The organism is Streptomyces tatrensis, assembly GCF_049310065.1.
In the GTDB taxonomy this organism is placed as follows: domain Bacteria; phylum Actinomycetota; class Actinomycetes; order Streptomycetales; family Streptomycetaceae; genus Streptomyces.
The window spans coordinates 5,939,198-5,955,964 of the sequence record NZ_JBMDLB010000011.1; the positions used below are offsets into that span (position 1 = coordinate 5,939,198).

Annotated in this window: 15 protein-coding genes; 8 read left to right on the forward strand and 7 right to left on the reverse strand. The window is 72.5% G+C overall.

Features of this window, described 5'->3' with window-relative positions; translation table 11 throughout:
• Nucleotides 1-11 precede the first annotated feature (11 nt).
• On the reverse strand, nucleotides 12-818 hold the full coding sequence (locus ACODT5_RS43135) for a purine-nucleoside phosphorylase (RefSeq protein ID WP_266905195.1): 807 nt from the start codon (nucleotides 816-818) through the stop codon (nucleotides 12-14).
• A gap of 236 nt (nucleotides 819-1,054) precedes the next feature.
• Nucleotides 1,055-1,492 (reverse strand): gamma-glutamylcyclotransferase family protein, encoded by a 438-nt coding sequence (locus ACODT5_RS43140; protein WP_112449900.1) that lies wholly within the window; start codon nucleotides 1,490-1,492, stop codon nucleotides 1,055-1,057.
• Between the two features lie 198 nt (nucleotides 1,493-1,690).
• Between ACODT5_RS43140 and ACODT5_RS43145 the strand changes: the two genes are divergently transcribed.
• Nucleotides 1,691-3,130: an NAD(P)H-quinone dehydrogenase gene (locus ACODT5_RS43145; RefSeq protein WP_422524370.1), complete on the forward strand. Its 1,440-nt coding sequence runs from the start codon at nucleotides 1,691-1,693 to the stop codon at nucleotides 3,128-3,130.
• Nucleotides 3,131-3,305: 175 nt separating this feature from the next.
• Nucleotides 3,306-4,253 (forward strand): DeoR/GlpR family DNA-binding transcription regulator, encoded by a 948-nt coding sequence (locus ACODT5_RS43150; RefSeq protein WP_422524371.1) that lies wholly within the window; start codon nucleotides 3,306-3,308, stop codon nucleotides 4,251-4,253.
• A gap of 264 nt (nucleotides 4,254-4,517) precedes the next feature.
• On the opposite strand, the gene ACODT5_RS43155 is transcribed toward ACODT5_RS43150, so the two are convergent.
• Nucleotides 4,518-6,272, reverse strand: a complete 1,755-nt coding sequence (locus tag ACODT5_RS43155) for an acetyl/propionyl/methylcrotonyl-CoA carboxylase subunit alpha (RefSeq protein ID WP_422524372.1) — start codon at nucleotides 6,270-6,272, stop codon at nucleotides 4,518-4,520.
• Nucleotides 6,273-6,713: 441 nt separating this feature from the next.
• Here ACODT5_RS43155 and ACODT5_RS43160 point away from each other — a divergent pair, with 441 nt between their 5' ends.
• Nucleotides 6,714-7,274: a hypothetical protein gene (locus ACODT5_RS43160; protein ID WP_422524373.1), complete on the forward strand. Its 561-nt coding sequence runs from the start codon at nucleotides 6,714-6,716 to the stop codon at nucleotides 7,272-7,274.
• Here the strand turns inward: ACODT5_RS43160 and ACODT5_RS43165 are convergent.
• The 4 genes from ACODT5_RS43165 to ACODT5_RS43180 all read right to left on the reverse strand — a co-directional run bounded on the left by ACODT5_RS43165 (nucleotide 7,255) and on the right by ACODT5_RS43180 (nucleotide 9,955).
• On the reverse strand, nucleotides 7,255-7,863 hold the full coding sequence (locus ACODT5_RS43165; protein ID WP_422524374.1) for a Maf family protein: 609 nt from the start codon (nucleotides 7,861-7,863) through the stop codon (nucleotides 7,255-7,257). The two genes, ACODT5_RS43160 and ACODT5_RS43165, sit on opposite strands and share 20 nt — an antisense overlap.
• A gap of 39 nt (nucleotides 7,864-7,902) precedes the next feature.
• Entirely contained in the window at nucleotides 7,903-8,037 is a 135-nt protein-coding gene (gene mmpB, locus ACODT5_RS43170; RefSeq protein ID WP_422524375.1) for a morphogenic membrane protein MmpB, read from the reverse strand.
• A gap of 93 nt (nucleotides 8,038-8,130) precedes the next feature.
• A complete protein-coding gene (locus ACODT5_RS43175) occupies nucleotides 8,131-8,340 on the reverse strand; it encodes an acyl-CoA carboxylase epsilon subunit (RefSeq protein WP_422524376.1) in 210 nt (69 codons plus the stop codon).
• Nucleotides 8,341-8,359: 19 nt separating this feature from the next.
• Nucleotides 8,360-9,955 carry an acyl-CoA carboxylase subunit beta gene (locus tag ACODT5_RS43180; RefSeq protein ID WP_422524377.1) on the reverse strand — a complete coding sequence of 532 codons (1,596 nt, stop codon included), beginning with the start codon at nucleotides 9,953-9,955 and terminating at the stop codon, nucleotides 8,360-8,362.
• Between the two features lie 131 nt (nucleotides 9,956-10,086).
• On the opposite strand from ACODT5_RS43180, the gene ACODT5_RS43185 reads away from it, so the two are divergent.
• The 5 genes from ACODT5_RS43185 to hutH all read left to right on the forward strand — a co-directional run bounded on the left by ACODT5_RS43185 (nucleotide 10,087) and on the right by hutH (nucleotide 16,744).
• Nucleotides 10,087-10,965 carry a biotin--[acetyl-CoA-carboxylase] ligase gene (locus ACODT5_RS43185; RefSeq protein WP_422524378.1) on the forward strand — a complete coding sequence of 293 codons (879 nt, stop codon included), beginning with the start codon at nucleotides 10,087-10,089 and terminating at the stop codon, nucleotides 10,963-10,965.
• 136 nt (nucleotides 10,966-11,101) lie between these two features.
• The gene (locus ACODT5_RS43190) at nucleotides 11,102-12,298 is read left to right on the forward strand and encodes an adenylate/guanylate cyclase domain-containing protein (protein WP_422524379.1); all 1,197 of its coding nucleotides are present in this window, start codon (nucleotides 11,102-11,104) and stop codon (nucleotides 12,296-12,298) included.
• A 25-nt stretch (nucleotides 12,299-12,323) separates the two neighbouring features.
• Nucleotides 12,324-13,106, forward strand: a complete 783-nt coding sequence (locus ACODT5_RS43195; RefSeq protein ID WP_385374693.1) for an enoyl-CoA hydratase/isomerase family protein — start codon at nucleotides 12,324-12,326, stop codon at nucleotides 13,104-13,106.
• Between the two features lie 88 nt (nucleotides 13,107-13,194).
• Entirely contained in the window at nucleotides 13,195-14,313 is a 1,119-nt protein-coding gene (locus tag ACODT5_RS43200) for a GGDEF domain-containing protein (RefSeq protein ID WP_422524380.1), read from the forward strand.
• An 889-nt stretch (nucleotides 14,314-15,202) separates the two neighbouring features.
• Nucleotides 15,203-16,744, forward strand: a complete 1,542-nt coding sequence (gene hutH, locus ACODT5_RS43205; RefSeq protein ID WP_422525216.1) for a histidine ammonia-lyase — start codon at nucleotides 15,203-15,205, stop codon at nucleotides 16,742-16,744.
• The last annotated feature ends 23 nt before the right edge of the window (nucleotides 16,745-16,767 follow it).

The window sequence follows — 16,767 nt, forward strand, 5'->3', positions numbered from 1 at the left end:
CGGTGCGCCGATCAGATCCGGGCGAGGACCTGGGTCAGCAGCTTGCCCATGCGCGCGGCCGAGTCGCGGCCGGCCTGGAGCACCTCTTCGTGGTTCAGCGGCTCGCCGGAGAGGCCCGCGGCCAGGTTGGTGACCAGGGAGATGCCGAGCACCTCGGCGCCGGCCTCGCGGGCGGCGATGGCCTCCAGCACGGTGGACATGCCGACCAGGTCGGCGCCCATGACGCGGATCATGTTGATCTCGGCCGGGGTCTCGTAGTGCGGGCCGGGGAACTGCACGTAGACGCCCTCTTCGAGGGTCTCGTCGATCTCCTTGCACATCGCGCGCAGGCGCGGCGAGTACAGGTCGGTCAGGTCCACGAAGTTCGCGCCGACGATCGGCGAGGTGGCCGTGAGGTTGAGGTGGTCGCTGATCAGGACCGGCTGGCCGGGCTTCATGCCCTCGCGCAGGCCACCGCAGCCGTTGGTCAGGACGATGGTCTTGCAGCCGGCGGCGACGGCCGTGCGCACGCCGTGGGCGACGGCGGCGACGCCGCGGCCCTCGTAGTAGTGGGTCCGGCCGAGGAAGAGCAGGGCGCGCTTCTCGCCGATCTTGTACGAGCGGATCTTGCCGCCGTGGCCCTCGACGGCGGGGGGCGGGAAGCCGGGCAGCTCGGTGACCGGGAACTCGGCCTCGGGCGCGCCGAGCGCCTCTGCGGCGGGGGCCCAGCCGGAGCCCATCACGAGGGCGACATCGTGGGTCTCGGCGCCGGTCAGCTCGCGCAGGCGGGCGGCGGCGGCGTCGGCGGCGGCGAAGGGGTCGGTAACAGATGCGTTCACGCGGAAGAGCGTAGCCGCTCTTCTCCTACGCGCGTAGATGGCGCAGCTCACGGTATTCGGATCGTTGCCTTGTCGTTTCCGACCAATTGTCCCGGGCGGGGTGCGTGGGGGCCGTGCGGCGCCGTTCCCGGGGCTCTGCCCCGGACCCCGCGCCTCAAACGCCGGCGGGGCTGGATTTGGCCGGCGGGGCTGGGTTTGGTCAGCGGGGCTGGATTCGGCCGGCGGGGCCGAGAAGCTCAGCAGGGGCGCTTGCGCAGTTCCATCACGTAGTCGTGCGGGGCGCCCGCGGATTCGGCCGCGTCGGCCAGTTCGCCCAGGTAGCGGGCCGAGGGCAGGCCGCCCTCGTAGCCGTTGAGGACGTACACCCAGGCCGCTTCCTCGCCGTCCAGCGTGTGTACGCGTACCCGCATGCGGCGGTAGATGTCGAGCCCGACGCCCTCCCACCGGTCCATGGAGTCCTCGTCGAGCGGGGCCACGTCGTACAGCGCGACGAAGACCTGGTGGCGCGGCGCCTCGACGATCGTCGCCAGTGCGCCCTCCCAGCCCATCTGCTCGCCGCCGAAAGTCAGCCGCCAGTCGTTGATCCAGCCCGTGCCGCGCAGCGGCGAATGCGGAGCGCGGCGCGTCATCAGCCGCGGGTCGAGGTTGCCGGCGTACGCGGCGTAGAGCGACATGAGGTCGAGGGTACGGGAGGGGCGGCCCCGACCGTGCTCCCGGCCGCGTACGGGCCCCGCGTCCCGGATGGTGGGACCGGGCGTGAAGCACCTTGATGCGTGCGGGACAATGACGTACGGAATGCATCCCCCGGGGAGACCCCCCGGAAGCCCCGGCCGGGGCGGCAGCCGGCCGGGTAGACGTGAGGCGGAGTTTTCGTGACCCGGATCGTGATCATCGGCGGCGGACCCGGCGGGTATGAGGCGGCCCTCGTAGGGGCCCAGCTCGGCGCGGAGGTGACCGTCGTGGACTGCGACGGTCTGGGCGGCGCTTCGGTGCTCACCGACTGCGTGCCCTCCAAGACTCTCATCGCGACCGCCGAGGTCATGACGACCTTCGACTCGTCGTACGAGGAACTCGGCATCGTCGTCGCGGACGACACCCCGCACATCGAGCAGGCCGCGCGCGTCGTCGGCGTGGACCTCGGCAAGGTGAACCGGCGCGTCAAGCGCCTGGCGCTCGCCCAGTCCCACGACATCACCGCGTCCGTCACCCGGGCCGGCGCCCGGGTCGTACGGGGCCGCGCCAAGCTCGGCGGCCCGCAGGGCATCGACGGCACGCGGGACGTCATCGTCACCGCCGCGGACGGTTCGGAGACGATCCTCACCGCCGATGCCGTGCTCATCGCGACCGGCGGACACCCCCGCGAGATCCCCGACGCCATGCCCGACGGCGAGCGGATCCTGAACTGGACCCAGGTCTACGACCTCGAAGAGCTCCCCGAGGAGCTCATCGTGGTCGGCTCCGGCGTGACCGGCGCCGAGTTCGCCGGCGCGTACCAGGCCCTCGGCTCCCGGGTGACCCTCGTGTCCTCCCGCGACCGGGTGCTGCCCGGCGAGGACCCGGACGCCGCCGCCGTACTGGAGGACGTCTTCCGGCGCCGCGGCATGAACGTCATCGGCCGCTCCCGCGCCGAGTCCGCCAAGCGGGTGGGCGACCGGGTCGAGGTGACCCTCTCCGACGGCCGCGTCATCACCGGCACGCACTGTCTGATGGCCGTCGGCGCCATCCCGAACACGAGCAACATGAACCTGGAGGAGTCCGGGGTCAAGCTCAAGGAGTCCGGGCACATCTGGACCGACAAGGTCTCCCGCACCTCCTCGCCCGGCGTGTACGCGGCCGGAGACGTGACCGGGATCTTCGCGCTGGCCTCGGTGGCCGCCATGCAGGGCCGCATCGCGATGTACCACTTCCTCGGTGACGCGGTGGCCCCGCTGAACCTGAAGACGGTGTCCTCGAACGTCTTCACCGACCCCGAGATCGCCACCGTCGGCTACACCCAGGCCGACGTGGACTCCGGCAAGATCGACGCCCGGGTCGTGAAGCTCCCGCTGCTGCGCAACCCGCGCGCCAAGATGCAGGGCATCCGGGACGGCTTCGTGAAGCTGCTCTGCCGGCCCGGCACCGGGATCGTCGTGGGCGGCGTGGTCGTCTCCCCGCGCGCGAGCGAGCTCATCCACCCGATCTCGATCGCCGTCGACAACAACCTGACGGTCGAGCAGATCGCAAACGCGTTCACCGTGTACCCCTCGCTGTCCGGTTCGATCGCCGAGGTGGCCCGCCAGCTGCACACGCGAAAGTCCTCCGAAGAGGCGTAAGCACCGATAACGGCCCTTGTGAGCAAGGGCTTTGGAGTGGCCCATCGGCCCGTCGCGGAGCAAGTGCGCGGCGGGCCGACGCCGTATACCACTAACTGCCCCACGGTATGGACAACTTCGGAATTCCGGCGCAAGGAGCTGAAAGCAGTCGGTCACCCGGGTTACTGTCAGTTTCGTGTTCGCTGCAGAACGTCGCCAATTGATCCTCGAAATGGTGCGGGCCAACGGAGCGGTATCGCTCCGGGAGCTCGCCCGCGTCGTCCAGACCTCCGAAGTGACCGTACGGCGGGACGTGCGGGCACTGGAGGCAGAAGGACTCCTCGACCGCCGGCACGGCGGTGCGGTACTGCCGGGCGGTTTCACACGTGAATCCGGCTTTCCGCAAAAATCCCATCTCGCGACGGCGGAGAAGACCGCCATCGCCGATGTCGCGGCCGGACTCGTCGAAGAAGGCGAGGCCGTGGTCGTCGGCGCGGGCACCACCACCCAGGAGCTGGCCCGCCGGCTCGCCAGGGTGCCCGGACTCACGGTCGTCACCAACTCGCTGCTCGTCGCACAGGCGCTGGCCCATGCGAACCGGGTGGAGGTGGTGATGACGGGCGGAACCCTGCGCGGATCCAACTACGCGCTGGTCGGCAGCGGTGCCGAGCAGTCCCTCCAGGGGCTGCGGGTCTCGCGGGCCTTCCTGTCCGGCAGCGGCCTCACGGCCGAGCGCGGGCTGTCCACGTCCAACATGCTCTCCGCGAGCGTGGACCGGGCGCTGGTGCAGGCCGCGGCGGAGGTGGTGGTCCTGGCCGACCACACGAAGCTCGGGACGGACACCATGTTCCAGACCGTGCCGACCGATGTGATCACCCGTCTGGTGACGGACGAGCCGCCGCCGCACGACGACCGGGCCGGTACGGAGCTGCAGGCGCTGGCGGATCAGGGCGTGCAGATCACTGTGGCCGGGGCCAGTGCCTCCGGCGGTGGTGAGGGGATGGCCGGGCGGAGGCCGCGCCGGGAATCCCCGCTGCCCGTGCAGAGGAGGGGTGGCCCGACGGCACAGCTGCGCAGTGCGGGGCTGCCCGCACACGAGCAGCAGGCGGAGCGGGCGCGGGTCGCGGACATGCGGCGCCGCTAGGCGGCGCGGCGCCGTTGCCGGGGGCCAGCCCCCGGACCCCCGCTCCTCAAACGCCGGAGGGGCTGGATTCTGGCCGGCGTCGGCCTGCACATGCAGGCCGACGCAGGACATATCCAGCCCCTCCGGCGTTTGAGGAGCGGGTCTGGGCGGAGCCCAGGGAACGGGCGAAGGGCGGGGAGGGGACTCGGCCCCGCGCAGCGGCGCGAATGCCCGCACCCGTGCGCGGGGTTCCAGGGCGGAAGCCCCGGAACCCCGGCCAGGACGTCAGTCCTTGATTTCGCAGATCGCCGCGCCCGAGGTGAGCGACGCGCCGACCTCCGCCGCGAGGCCCACGATCGTGCCCGAGCGGTGCGCGTTCAGCGGCTGTTCCATCTTCATGGCTTCGAGGACGACGATCAGGTCGCCCTCGTTGACCTGCTGGCCCTCCTCGACCGCGACCTTCACGATCGTGCCCTGCATGGGCGAGGCGAGGGTGTCGCCGGAGGCGGCCGGGCCGGACTTCTTGGCCGCGCGGCGCTTGGGCTTCGCGCCGCCCGCGGCCGCCGTACGGGCCAGGGTCATGCCCAGCGAGGACGGGAGGGAGACCTCCAGGCGCTTGCCGCCGACCTCGACGACCACGGTCTCGCGGCCGGGCTCGTCCTCGGAGTCGTCCGCGGCCGGGACCACGAACGCCGGGATCTCGTTGACGAACTCGGTCTCGATCCAGCGGGTGTGGATCGTGAACGGGTCGGCGGTGAAGGCCGGGTCCACGACGACCGCGCGGTGGAACGGGATGGCCGTGGCCATGCCCTCCACCTCGAACTCGGCCAGCGCGCGCGCCGCCCGCTGCAGGGCCTGCTCGCGCGAGGCACCCGTAACGATGAGCTTGGCGAGCAGGGAGTCCCAGGCCGGGCCGATGACCGAGCCGGACTCGACGCCCGCGTCGAGGCGGACGCCCGGGCCGGACGGGGCGGCGAACTTGGTGACGGTGCCCGGAGCCGGCAGGAAGCCGCGGCCCGGGTCCTCGCCGTTGATGCGGAACTCGAAGGAGTGGCCGCGCAGGACCGGGTCCCCGTAGCCGAGCTCCTCGCCGTCCGCGATGCGGAACATCTCGCGGACCAGGTCGATGCCGGTGACCTCTTCGGTGACCGGGTGCTCGACCTGCAGGCGGGTGTTGACTTCCAGGAAGGAGATCAGGCCGTCGGCGGAGACCAGGAACTCGACCGTGCCGGCGCCGACGTAGCCGGCCTCCTTCAGGATCGCCTTCGACGCCGCGTACAGCTCGGCGTTCTGGGCCTCCGTCAGGAACGGCGCGGGGGCCTCCTCCACCAGCTTCTGGTGGCGGCGCTGCAGCGAGCAGTCACGGGTGGAGACGACGACCACGTTGCCGTGGGAGTCGGCCAGGCACTGGGTCTCCACGTGCCGCGGCTTGTCGAGGTACTGCTCGACGAAGCACTCGCCGCGGCCGAAGGCGGCGACGGCCTCGCGCACGGCGGAGTCGTAGAGCTCCGGGATCTCTTCGATGTTCCGGGCGACCTTCAGGCCGCGACCGCCGCCACCGAAGGCGGCCTTGATCGCGATCGGCAGGCCGTGCTCCTTGGCGAAGGCGACGACCTCGTCCGAACCGGAGACCGGGTCGGGCGTGCCGGCCACGAGCGGCGCGCCGGCGCGCAGCGCGATGTGACGGGCGGCGACCTTGTCACCGAGGTCACGGATGGCCTGCGGCGGCGGGCCGATCCAGATCAGGCCCGCGTCGATGACGGCCTGCGCGAATTCGGCGTTCTCGGAGAGGAAGCCGTATCCGGGATGGATGGCGTCCGCACCGGAGTCGGCTGCGGCCTGCAGGATCTTGGAGATGTCCAAGTAGCTGGCGGCCGGGGTGTCACCGCCCAACGCGAAAGCTTCGTCGGCCGCGCGGACGTGCAGAGCGTCCCGGTCCGGGTCGGCGTAGACGGCTACGCTCGCGATCCCGGCATCCCGGCAGGCCCGAGCAACGCGGACTGCGATTTCGCCACGGTTGGCGATGAGCACCTTGCGCACGATGGCTCCCTCCTTGAAACAAGCTGAGTTTAGGGACAGCCCACACGGCCTTTCGACCCTTCCCCGGTGGTGACCTTGCCCACACGGACTGTTATCCGAGTCGACCCCGAGTCGATAAAATCCTTGTGGCGCCCCATGTCAGGGGGATCCCCGACTGCACAGTAACCCTGCCGTGTGTCCGGGGTCTCTGTTCGCCGGGTCAGCGGCCCGGGGTGATTCTTTGTCGAATCCCTACGAACGGCCCACGCATTCCTTGCACGGGCGGGGTGTCGTCGCCGGGGCGCCGCCCTGCGGCAGCAAGACCGTAACGAAGCGGCCCAGGCCCCTTGTCCGAAGGTTTACCCGTTAGTAGCCTCCAGGCGTCGATCGGGCTTGTGCATGCGGGGTGGGGGCGTCGTGGCTGGTGTGGGTGGCGTGGGTGGCATGGTGCTGCGGAGATCCGTGGCCGGAGCGACCGCGGTCGTACTCGTCGTGGAGGCGGGTGTGCTCGGCTTCGTCCACCTCGTCCTGGCGCGGACCACCGAGAACCAGTCCATGTCCATCGCGGGCGCGGATCCGGATGTCATGTCCAAGGCAACCTACGGGCTGGGCGCCGGCATGGCCGTGTTCCTGCTCACCTGCGCGGCGTTCCTCCTCGTCGCCGCGGCCCGCGACCGGGCCCCGGGCGCCTTCGCGCGCGTGCTCCTCGTCAGCGCCGCCGTCACCCACGGAGTGCTCGGCGCCCTCGTCGTCGGCCTGGTGGGCTGGGCCGCCTTCGCGGTGATGATGCTGATCCTCTGCCTGCTCGTGCTGAGCCTGACGCTCTACGCGGCCAGGGGCGCGGGCGGGACCGCCGACGGTGCGGGCGGCCCCGCGGAGGGCCCCAGCGGCCCCCTGGACGGCTTCGGCGGCCCGGGCGCCCGGGACGACCGGCCCGAGATCCGGGACGCGGCGCCGGGACACCCGCTCGCGGACTTCGGGGACTTCGGCAAGCTCGGGGACGTCAAGCCCACAAGTCCGTGATGGACACGTCCAGTTCGGCGAGCAGTGAGCGCAGCAGCGGCATGGAGATCCCGATCACATTGCCGTGATCCCCGTCGATCCCCTCGATGAACGGGGCCGACAGTCCGTCCAGGGTGAACGCCCCCGCCACGTGCAGCGGTTCCCCGCTCGCCACGTACGCCGCCACCTCCGCGTCCGTCGGCTCGCCGAATCGGACCGTCGTCGACGCCGTGGCCGAAACCCGGCGGCCGCTCGCCGTGTCGATCACGCAGTGCCCGGTGCGCAGCACCCCGGCGCGCCCGCGCATCGACTTCCAGCGGGCCGTGGCCTCCTCGGCGTCCGCCGGCTTGCCCAGCGCCTCGCCGTCCAGCTCCAGCACGGAGTCGCAGCCGATCACCAGGGAGCCGGCGGCCTCGTCCAGGGCCGCCACGACGGCCGCCTTGGCCTCGGCCAGCGCGAGCGCCAGCTCGGCGGGGGAGTCGGCGGTGAGGGCGTCCTCGTCGAAGCCGCTCACGATCACGTGCGGGGCGAGCCCGGCCTGCCGCAGCAGGTTCAGCCGGGCGGGCGAAGCGGAGGCGAGGACGAGGGGGTGGCGGGGGGCAGCAGTCATGCCTGCCATCGTAGGGGCGCCTCGAGGGTGGCCGGGGCGTCAGAAACCGCCCACGCCCAGCACGTACACCACGACGATCATCGCGATGACGACGATCACCGTCATCCGCCGGACCATCGCCGCGGCGTCGCGCATGTCCTTCGGCGGCTCGTTCTTCGGGTCTGACCAGAGCATGTCCTGATCCTGGCCCCGAGGACTCCTGTGGCGCCTGAGTACGGGTACTCAGGCGCCACGGGCAGTTCACGCCATCTTCATCTGCGACCGCGTCTACGCGGGCCAGTACGTCCGGCCCCAGGCGCCCGGCCCGGGGCGCGGCAGCGTACGGCGGGCCACCCGGCCCGGCGCCGCCCACGCGTCGCCCACCCGCTCCGCGCCCGACGGCTCCGACGCGAGGGCCGCCGCGCGCGCTCGGACCACCGCCAGTGCGGCGGCCAGCTCCTCCGGGGTCGGGTTCCCCTTGACGACCTTGATCACCACTGTGAGCTCCTCGTGCCTGCTAGAGCGGGATGTTGCCGTGCTTCTTCGGGGGCAGGGACTCCCGCTTGGTGCGCAGCTGCCGCAGCCCCTTCACCACGTGCGCCCGGGTCTCGGACGGCATGGTCACCGCGTCGATGTAGCCGCGCTCGGCGGCCGTGTACGGGTTCAGCAGCGCGTCCTCGTACTCGGTGATGAGCCGCGCCCGGGTCTCCTCGGCGGTGCCGGCCTCCTCCGCTTCGGCGATGGCGCGGCGGTGCAGGATGTTGACCGCGCCCTGCGCGCCCATGACGGCGATCTGCGCCGTCGGCCAGGCGAGGTTGAGGTCGGCGCCCAGGTGCTTGGAGCCCATCACGTCGTAGGCGCCGCCGAAGGCCTTGCGGGTGATGACGGTGATCAGGGGGACGGTCGCCTCGGCGTACGCGTAGATCAGCTTGGCGCCGCGCCGGATGATTCCGTTGTACTCCTGGTCGGTGCCCGGCAGGAAGCCCGGCACGTCGACGAAGGTCAGCACCGGGATGTTGAAGGCGTCGCAGGTCCGCACGAACCGGGCCGCCTTCTCGGAGGCGTCGATGTCCAGGCAGCCGGCGAACTGCATCGGCTGGTTGGCGACGACCCCGACCGGGTGCCCCTCGACGCGGCCGAAGCCGGTGAGGATGTTCGGCGCGAAGAGCGACTGGGTCTCCAGGAACTCCGCGTCGTCGAGCACGTGCTCGATCACCTTGTGCATGTCGTACGGCTGGTTCGCGCTGTCCGGGATCAGCACGTCGAGCTCGCGGTCGCTGTCGGAGACCTCGGTGTCGGCCTCCTCGGGGAAGGCCGGGGGCTCGGAGAGGTTGTTCGACGGGAGGTAGGAGAGGAGCGACTTGACGTACTCGATGGCGTCCTTCTCGTCACCCGCCATGTGGTGCGCGACGCCGGACGTGCTGTTGTGCGTGCGCGCCCCGCCCAGCTCCTCGAAGCCGACGTCCTCGCCGGTGACGGTCTTGATGACGTCCGGGCCGGTGATGAACATGTGCGAGGTCTGGTCGACCATGACCGTGAAGTCGGTGATGGCCGGGGAGTACACGGCCCCGCCGGCGCACGGGCCGACGACCAGGCTGATCTGCGGGATCACCCCGGAGGCGTGGACGTTGCGGCGGAAGATCTCGCCGTACATGCCGAGCGCGCTGACGCCCTCCTGGATGCGGGCGCCGCCGGAGTCGTTGATGCCGATCAGCGGACAGCCGGTCTTCAGCGCGAAGTCCATCACCTTCATGATCTTCTGGCCGTAGACCTCGCCCAGCGCCCCGCCGAAGACGGTGAAGTCCTGCGAGAACAGGGCGACGGGCCGCCCGTCGACGGTGCCGTAGCCGGTGACGACGCCGTCGCCGTACGGGCGGGTCTTCTCCAGCCCGAAGTTCGTCGACCGGTGCCGGGCGAACTCGTCCAGCTCGACGAAGGACCCCTCGTCCAGCAGCAGGGCCACCCGCTCACGCGCCGTCAGCTTGCCCTTGGCGTGCTGCTTCTCCACCGCCCGCCCGGACCCGGCGTGCGTGGCTTCCTCGACGCGGCGCTGCAGATCCGCGATCTTCCCCGCGGTGGTGTGCATGTCGATCGGCTCTGACGGTTGTGACATCGGGGTCGCGGCTCCCTGCGTGGTGTCAACTGCCTGGTGACTTACTTGGTTCTTACTGGCTACTGGTGCGTAGCGTATCGGCGGGCATGGCGCTCGGCGGTGCGGCGTTTGACACACCTAATCTGGGTTGCATGACGCCATCAGATGCATCAGGCGGGGCTTCGACCGGAGCTCCCGCGGGCCGTTGGTCGAGTCTGGACCGGCCGCCCCTGAACGTTGCCGCGCTGCAGCGGGCCCTCGTGACCGGTGAGGGGCTGTGGAGCTCGCTGGAGGTGGTGGGTTCCACCGGGTCCACCAACAGTGATCTCGCCGCGCGGGCCGCGAAGCTGCCCGAGGGGGCCGTGCTCGTCGCCGAGGAGCAGACCGCCGGCCGGGGCAGGCTCGACCGGAGCTGGGTCGCGCCCGCGCGGTCAGGACTGTTCTTCTCCGTACTCCTGAAGCCCGGGCCCTCGGTGCCGCAGGAGCGGTGGGGCTGGCTGACGCTGCTGGCCGGGGTGGCCACCGCCACCGGGCTCTCGCGCGCCGCCGGCGTGGACACCGCCCTCAAGTGGCCCAACGACCTGCTGGTCACCGTGGACGGGGAGGAGCGCAAGACCGGCGGCATCCTCGCCGAGCGCGTGGGCGACGGGGTCGTCCTCGGGATCGGGCTCAACGTGACGCTGACCGACGCCGAGCTGCCGGTGGACACCGCCGGGTCGCTGCTCCTGGCCAAGGCCACCGTCACCGACCGGGACCCGCTGCTCAGGGCCGTACTGCGCTCCCTGGAGCAGTGGTACGGGAACTGGCGCGCGGCCGGCGGCGATCCTGCGGCCAGCGGTCTGCAGGAGACGTACGCCGCCGGGTGCGCGACCCTCGGCAAGCACGTGCGCGCCGACCTGCCGGGCGGGCGCACCCTCACCGGGACGGCCGAAGCGGTCGACACCGACGGACGGCTCGTCGTGCGGACGGCGGAGGACAAGCACGAGGCCGTGGGGGCAGGGGACGTCGTCCATCTGCGGTCCGTGCGGTAGCCCGCGCGGGGACCGCCCCGGGTGATGGAGTAGGGGAGTGAGCTACGGCACACCTGCCGTATGGTTTAGGCGATCCCGGTCCTCCCGGTGATCACCCGGTTCGGCAGTGCGCACGGCAATGGACAGGAGGCGGCCCTTGACCGTCGACGACCCTCGGTCCAGCGCGCCCGCCCCCGGAACGACGACGGGCGGTGCGGGCGGCTCCGGCAGCCCGGGCGGTTCCGGGGTCCATGCCACCCCGATCGGGCGCGAGCAGCACACTCCCCACCACGAGGTCGACCACACGGCCCAGCCGACGGCCGACCCGCTCGCCATCCGCCTGGAGCAGCTGATCCTGGGCGCCGAGCGCCGGTACACCCCCTTCCAGGCGGCCCGTAGCGCCGGGGTCTCGATGGAGCTCGCCTCCCGCTTCTGGCGGGCCATGGGCTTCGCGGACATCGGCCAGGCCAGGGCCCTGACGGAGGCCGACGTACTGGCGCTGCGCCGGCTCGCCGGCCTCGTCGAGGCCGGGCTGCTGAGCGAGCCGATGGCGGTCCAGGTGGCGCGGTCCACCGGACAGACCACGGCCCGGCTCGCGGAGTGGCAGATCGACTCCTTCCTGGAGGGCCTGACGGAGCCGCCGGAGCCGGGGATGACCCGTACGGAGGTCACGTACCCGCTGGTCGAGCTGTTGCTGCCGGAGCTGGAGGAGTTCCTCGTCTACGTGTGGCGGCGCCAGCTCGCGGCCGCGACCGGGCGGGTCGTGCAGGTGGCGGACGACGAGGAAATGGTCGACCGGCGCCTCGCGGTGGGCTTCGCCGACCTGGTGGGCTTCACGCGCCTGACGCGGCGGCTGGAGGAGGAGGAGCTCGGCGAGCTGGTCGAGTCCTTCGAGACGACCTCGGCGGACCTGGTGGCGGCGCACGGCGGCCGGCTGATCAAGACGCTGGGCGACGAGGTGCTGTACTGCGCCGACGACGCGGCGACGGCGGCGGAGATCGCGCTGCGCCTGATCGAGACGATGGAAGCCGATCCGCAGATGCCGGAGCTGCGCGTGGGCATCGCCTTCGGGACGGTGACCACCCGGATGGGCGATGTCTTCGGGACCACGGTGAACCTGGCCTCGAGGCTGACGTCGATAGCGCCGAAGGACGCGGTCCTGGTGGACGGCGCGATGGCCCAGGAACTGGGCCGCACGGGCGCGGCGCCGGTCTCGGAGAAGGAAGCGGAGAACGAGGAGGGCGGCGGCGCCTACCGCTTCGCGCTCCAGCCGATGTTCCAGCGCCCGGTGCGCGGCCTGGGCGTCGTGGAGCCCTGGTCGCTGACGCGGCGGAGCCCTAAGATCCCCGGATAACGTTCGTTAACCGGAGGGGCGTCCTGTGTCCGAATTCGTGGTTGTGCGCCGGCATGAGGGCGGCGTCGCCGAGCTGGTGCTCGATCGGCCCAAGGCGATGAACGCCGTGTCGACCGAGATGGCGCGCGGGATCGGCGCCGCGTGTGCGGAGCTGGCCGCGGATCCGTCGGTACGGGTCGTCGTGCTCTCCTCGACCGCCGAGAGGGCCTTCTGCGTGGGCGCGGACCTCAAGGAGCGCAACTCCTTCTCGGACGCCGAGCTGCTGCGGCAGCGGCCGACCACGCGGGGTGCGTACGGGGGCGTGCTGGAGCTTCCGATGCCGGTGATCGCGGCGGTGCACGGGTTCGCGCTGGGGGGCGGCTTCGAGCTGGCCCTCGCCTGCGACGTCATCGTGGCCGACGAGACGGCCGTCGTCGGGCTGCCCGAGGTGTCGGTGGGGGTGATCCCGGGCGGCGGCGGTACGCAGCTGCTGCCGAGGCGGGTGGGAGCGGCGCGGGCCGCGGAGCTGATCTTCACCGCCCGGCGGGTGGAGGCCGCGGAGGCGCTGGCCCTGGGCCTGGTGGACTCGGTGGTGCCGGCGGGCTCGGACCGCGAGGCGGCCCTGGCGATGGCGGCGGCGATGGCGGCGAACTCCCCGGTCGGGCTGCGGGCGGCGAAGCGGGCGCTGCGGCTCGGGCACGGCATGGATCTGACGGCCGGGCTGGAGATCGAGGACGCGGCGTGGCGGACGGTGGCCTTCTCGGGGGACCGGGCCGAGGGCGTGGCGGCGTTCAACGAGAAGCGGAAGCCGGAGTGGCCCGGGGTGTGAGGCCCGATGGTGACCCGGGGTGATCTTGGTGCCACCGAATGTCGCGCCAATTGTCACCAAATCGGACAAAACTCCCTAACCTGGGGTGATGGGTGTTGACGGGCGGCTTCGAGCCGTTGTGGGCCTCGCGCAGGCCATGGCGGCCGCGTGCGCGCCGCGGGACAGTGTGCGGGCCGCCGCGCGCGGGGCGAGGCTGGCGATGGACGGGTCGTTCGCCGCGATCTCCGCGTGGGAGCGGGAGCGGGGGCGCCTGCGGGTGCTCGTGAACGAGGGGGAGCGCCGGGACGGGGAGGAGGAGTTCCCCGAGGACGAGTCGTACCCCGTGCACGATTTCCCCGAGATCACGGAGTTCCTGCACGAGCGCTGGGTCGGCGGGGGCGGCCCCCACGCCTGGGTGGACAGCGCGGTCGGGGACCGGCCCGGACGCCGGGGCGACGCGCTGCGGCGGCGCGGGCGCGGCACGTGCGTGGTCGCCCCGATCGTGCTGAGCGGTCGGGCCTGGGGCGAGCTGTACGTGGCCCGGGACGAGGGCATGGCGGACTTCGACGAGGACGACGCGGAGTTTGCGACCGTGCTCGCCGCGGTGATCGCGGCGGGGCTGGCGCAGAGCGACCGGCTGGAGGAGGCCCGGCGGCTCGCCTTCACCGACCCGCTGACCGGGCTGGCCAACCGGCGTGCCGTGGACATGCGGCTCGACGAGGCGCTGGAGGAGCACCGGCGGGGCGGGGCCGCGGTGGTGGTGAGCCTGGTCGTCTGCGACCTCAACGGCCTCAAGAAGGTCAACGACACCCTCGGGCACGCGATGGGCGACCGGCTGCTGGAACGGTTCGGCTCCGTGCTCAGCCTGTGCGGGGCGATGCTGCCGGGTGCGCTGGTCGCGCGGCTGGGCGGGGACGAGTTCTGCCTGGTCAGCGTCGGGCCTTCGGCGGACGAGGTGGTGCGGGTCACCGAGGAGGTGTGCCTGCGGGCCGCTGAGCTGGAGCTGGGGGAGGGGGTCGCCTGCGGGGTCGCCTCCACGGGGGACCCGATCGGGCCGGTGAAATCCTCCCGGCGGTTGTTCCGGCTGGCGGATGCGGCGCAGTACAAGGCGAAGGCGGCGCGGTCGGCGAAGCCGGTGGTGGCGGGGCGGGACACGGCGGTGGTCCGACTCGCCGACGCGGAGCCCGGGGGACCGGGGGAGCGGCGCCGCTTCCGGGGGCGCGCGTAGCCGCGGCCCGGGCGGCCGCCTGCGACCCCGTCGCCTGGGGCGGTGCCTGCCCCGCCTGGGGGATGCGCGGCCCGCGTGGGGCGGTGCCCACCCCGCCTGGGGGATGCGCGGCCCCCGGTCGGCGGCCCGGTGCGCCGGCCTCGCGGCGGTTGTCCCGCCCGTCGGGGCCGCGGGTGTGCCGTTGCGCGGGGCGGAGTTCCCCTACCCGCCCTTCCACCGTTCCCCGGGCGCTGCCCGGACCCGCGCCTCAAACGCCGGCGGGGCTGGGTGGGCTACCGGGCTCTGCCCGGACCCCGGTCCTCAAGCGCCGGACGGCTGGGAAGGGGTGCCGGGCTGCGCCCGGACCCCCTGGGGCTCCGCCCCAGACCCCGCTCCTCAAACGCCGGAGGGGCTGGATTTTGGCCGGCGCCGGATTCGACGTGTGCGCAGCACAGCTTGCGCAGCGCGTGTGCGCAGGACCTGTGCGCGGCACGTTGGCGCAGCGCGTCCTGCGCAGCACGGCTTGCGCGGCACTCGGGACGGAGCGCAGAGCGCACCGTGCGCTGGGCTGCCCGGAGGCAGCCGTATCCAGCCTCGCCGGCGTTTGAGGCGCGGGGGTCCGGGGGCCGCACGCGGCAACGGCGCCGCACGCGGCAACGGGTCCGGGCGTAGCCCGGGGAACGGTGGAAGGGCGGGTAGGGGACCTCGCCCCGCAGGGCACGACCACCCGCACCCGCCCACCGGCCCCCGCCAAGGGGCGGCAGTGGCGGCGGCACCGACCAGCCACCGCCGGACGGAGTCCGGCGCAGCGCGGCGAAGCCGGTAAGGCCCCCAAGGGGCCGCGCCGTGCGAGCCGCGCATTGGAGGGGTGACATGAAGGGATTCAGTCCGTAGGGTGCTGAATATGGATATGCACACTGTCGTGGTGGGAACGTCCGGGACCACCGCCGAAGACGTGATCGCGGTCGCCCGCGGCAACGCCCGCGTCGAGCTTTCCGGCGAGGCCGTCGCCGCGCTCGCGCGGGCCCGGGAGATCGTGGAGGCGCTCGCCGCGAAGCCCGAGCCCGTCTACGGGGTGTCCACCGGGTTCGGGGCGCTCGCCTCCCGGCACATCAGCCCCGAGCTGCGCGCGCAGCTCCAGCGCAACATCGTCCGCTCGCACGCCGCCGGCATGGGCCCGCGCGTCGAGCGCGAGGTCGTGCGTGCGCTGATGTTCCTGCGGCTGAAGACCGTCGCCTCCGGGCACACCGGCGTCCGGCCCTCCGTCGCGCAGACGATGGCCGACGTGCTCAACGCCGGGATCACCCCCGTCGTGCACGAGTACGGCTCGCTGGGCTGCTCCGGCGACCTCGCCCCGCTCTCGCACTGCGCGCTCGCGCTGATGGGCGAGGGCGACGCCGAGGGTCCCGACGGGACCGTCCGCCCGGCTGGTGAGCTGCTTGCCGAGGCCGGGATCGAGCCGGTCGAGCTCCGCGAGAAGGAGGGGCTCGCCCTCCTCAACGGCACCGACGGCATGCTCGGCATGCTGGTCATGGCCCTCGCCGACCTCGGCAAGCTGTACACCTCCGCCGACATCACCGCCGCGCTGACGCTGGAGGCGCTGCTCGGCACCGAGAAGGTGCTCCAGCCCGAGCTGCACGCCATCCGCCCGCACCCCGGCCAGGGTGCCTCCGCCGCGAACATGGCCGCCGTCCTGAAGGGTTCCGGGCTGACCGGGCACTTCCAGGAGGAGTCCGCCCCGCGCGTCCAGGACGCCTACTCCGTGCGCTGCGCCCCGCAGGTCGCCGGCGCGGGCCGCGACACCATGGCGCACGCCGCCCTCGTCGCCTCCCGCGAGCTGGCCTCCGCCGTCGACAACCCGGTGGTGCTGCCCGACGGGCGCGTGGAGTCCAACGGAAACTTCCACGGCGCCCCGGTCGCGTACGTGCTCGACTTCCTGGCGATCGCGGCCGCTGACCTCGGTTCGATCGCCGAGCGCCGCACCGACCGGCTGCTCGACAAGAACCGCAGCCACGGCCTGCCGCCGTTCCTCGCGGACGACGCCGGCGTGGACTCCGGGCTCATGATCGCCCAGTACACGCAGGCCGCACTCGTGAGCGAGATGAAGCGGCTCGCGGTTCCGGCGTCCGCCGACTCGATCCCGTCCTCCGCCATGCAGGAGGACCACGTCTCGATGGGCTGGTCGGCCGCGCGCAAGCTCCGTACCGCCGTCGACAACCTCACCCGGATCGTCGCGATCGAGATGTACGCGGCCACCCGCGCCATCGAGCTGCGCCACGGGCTCACCCCGGCGCCGGCCAGCCGGGCCGCCATCGCGGCGGCGCGTGCGGCGGGTGTGGAGGGTCCCGGGCCGGACCGCTTCCTCGCGCCCGACCTGGCCGCCGCGGACGCCTTCGTTCGTTCGGGTGCGCTCGTGGACGCCGTCGAGGCCGTCACCGGCCCCCTCGCCTGACGGGCAATCGTTCGAGTCCGAGC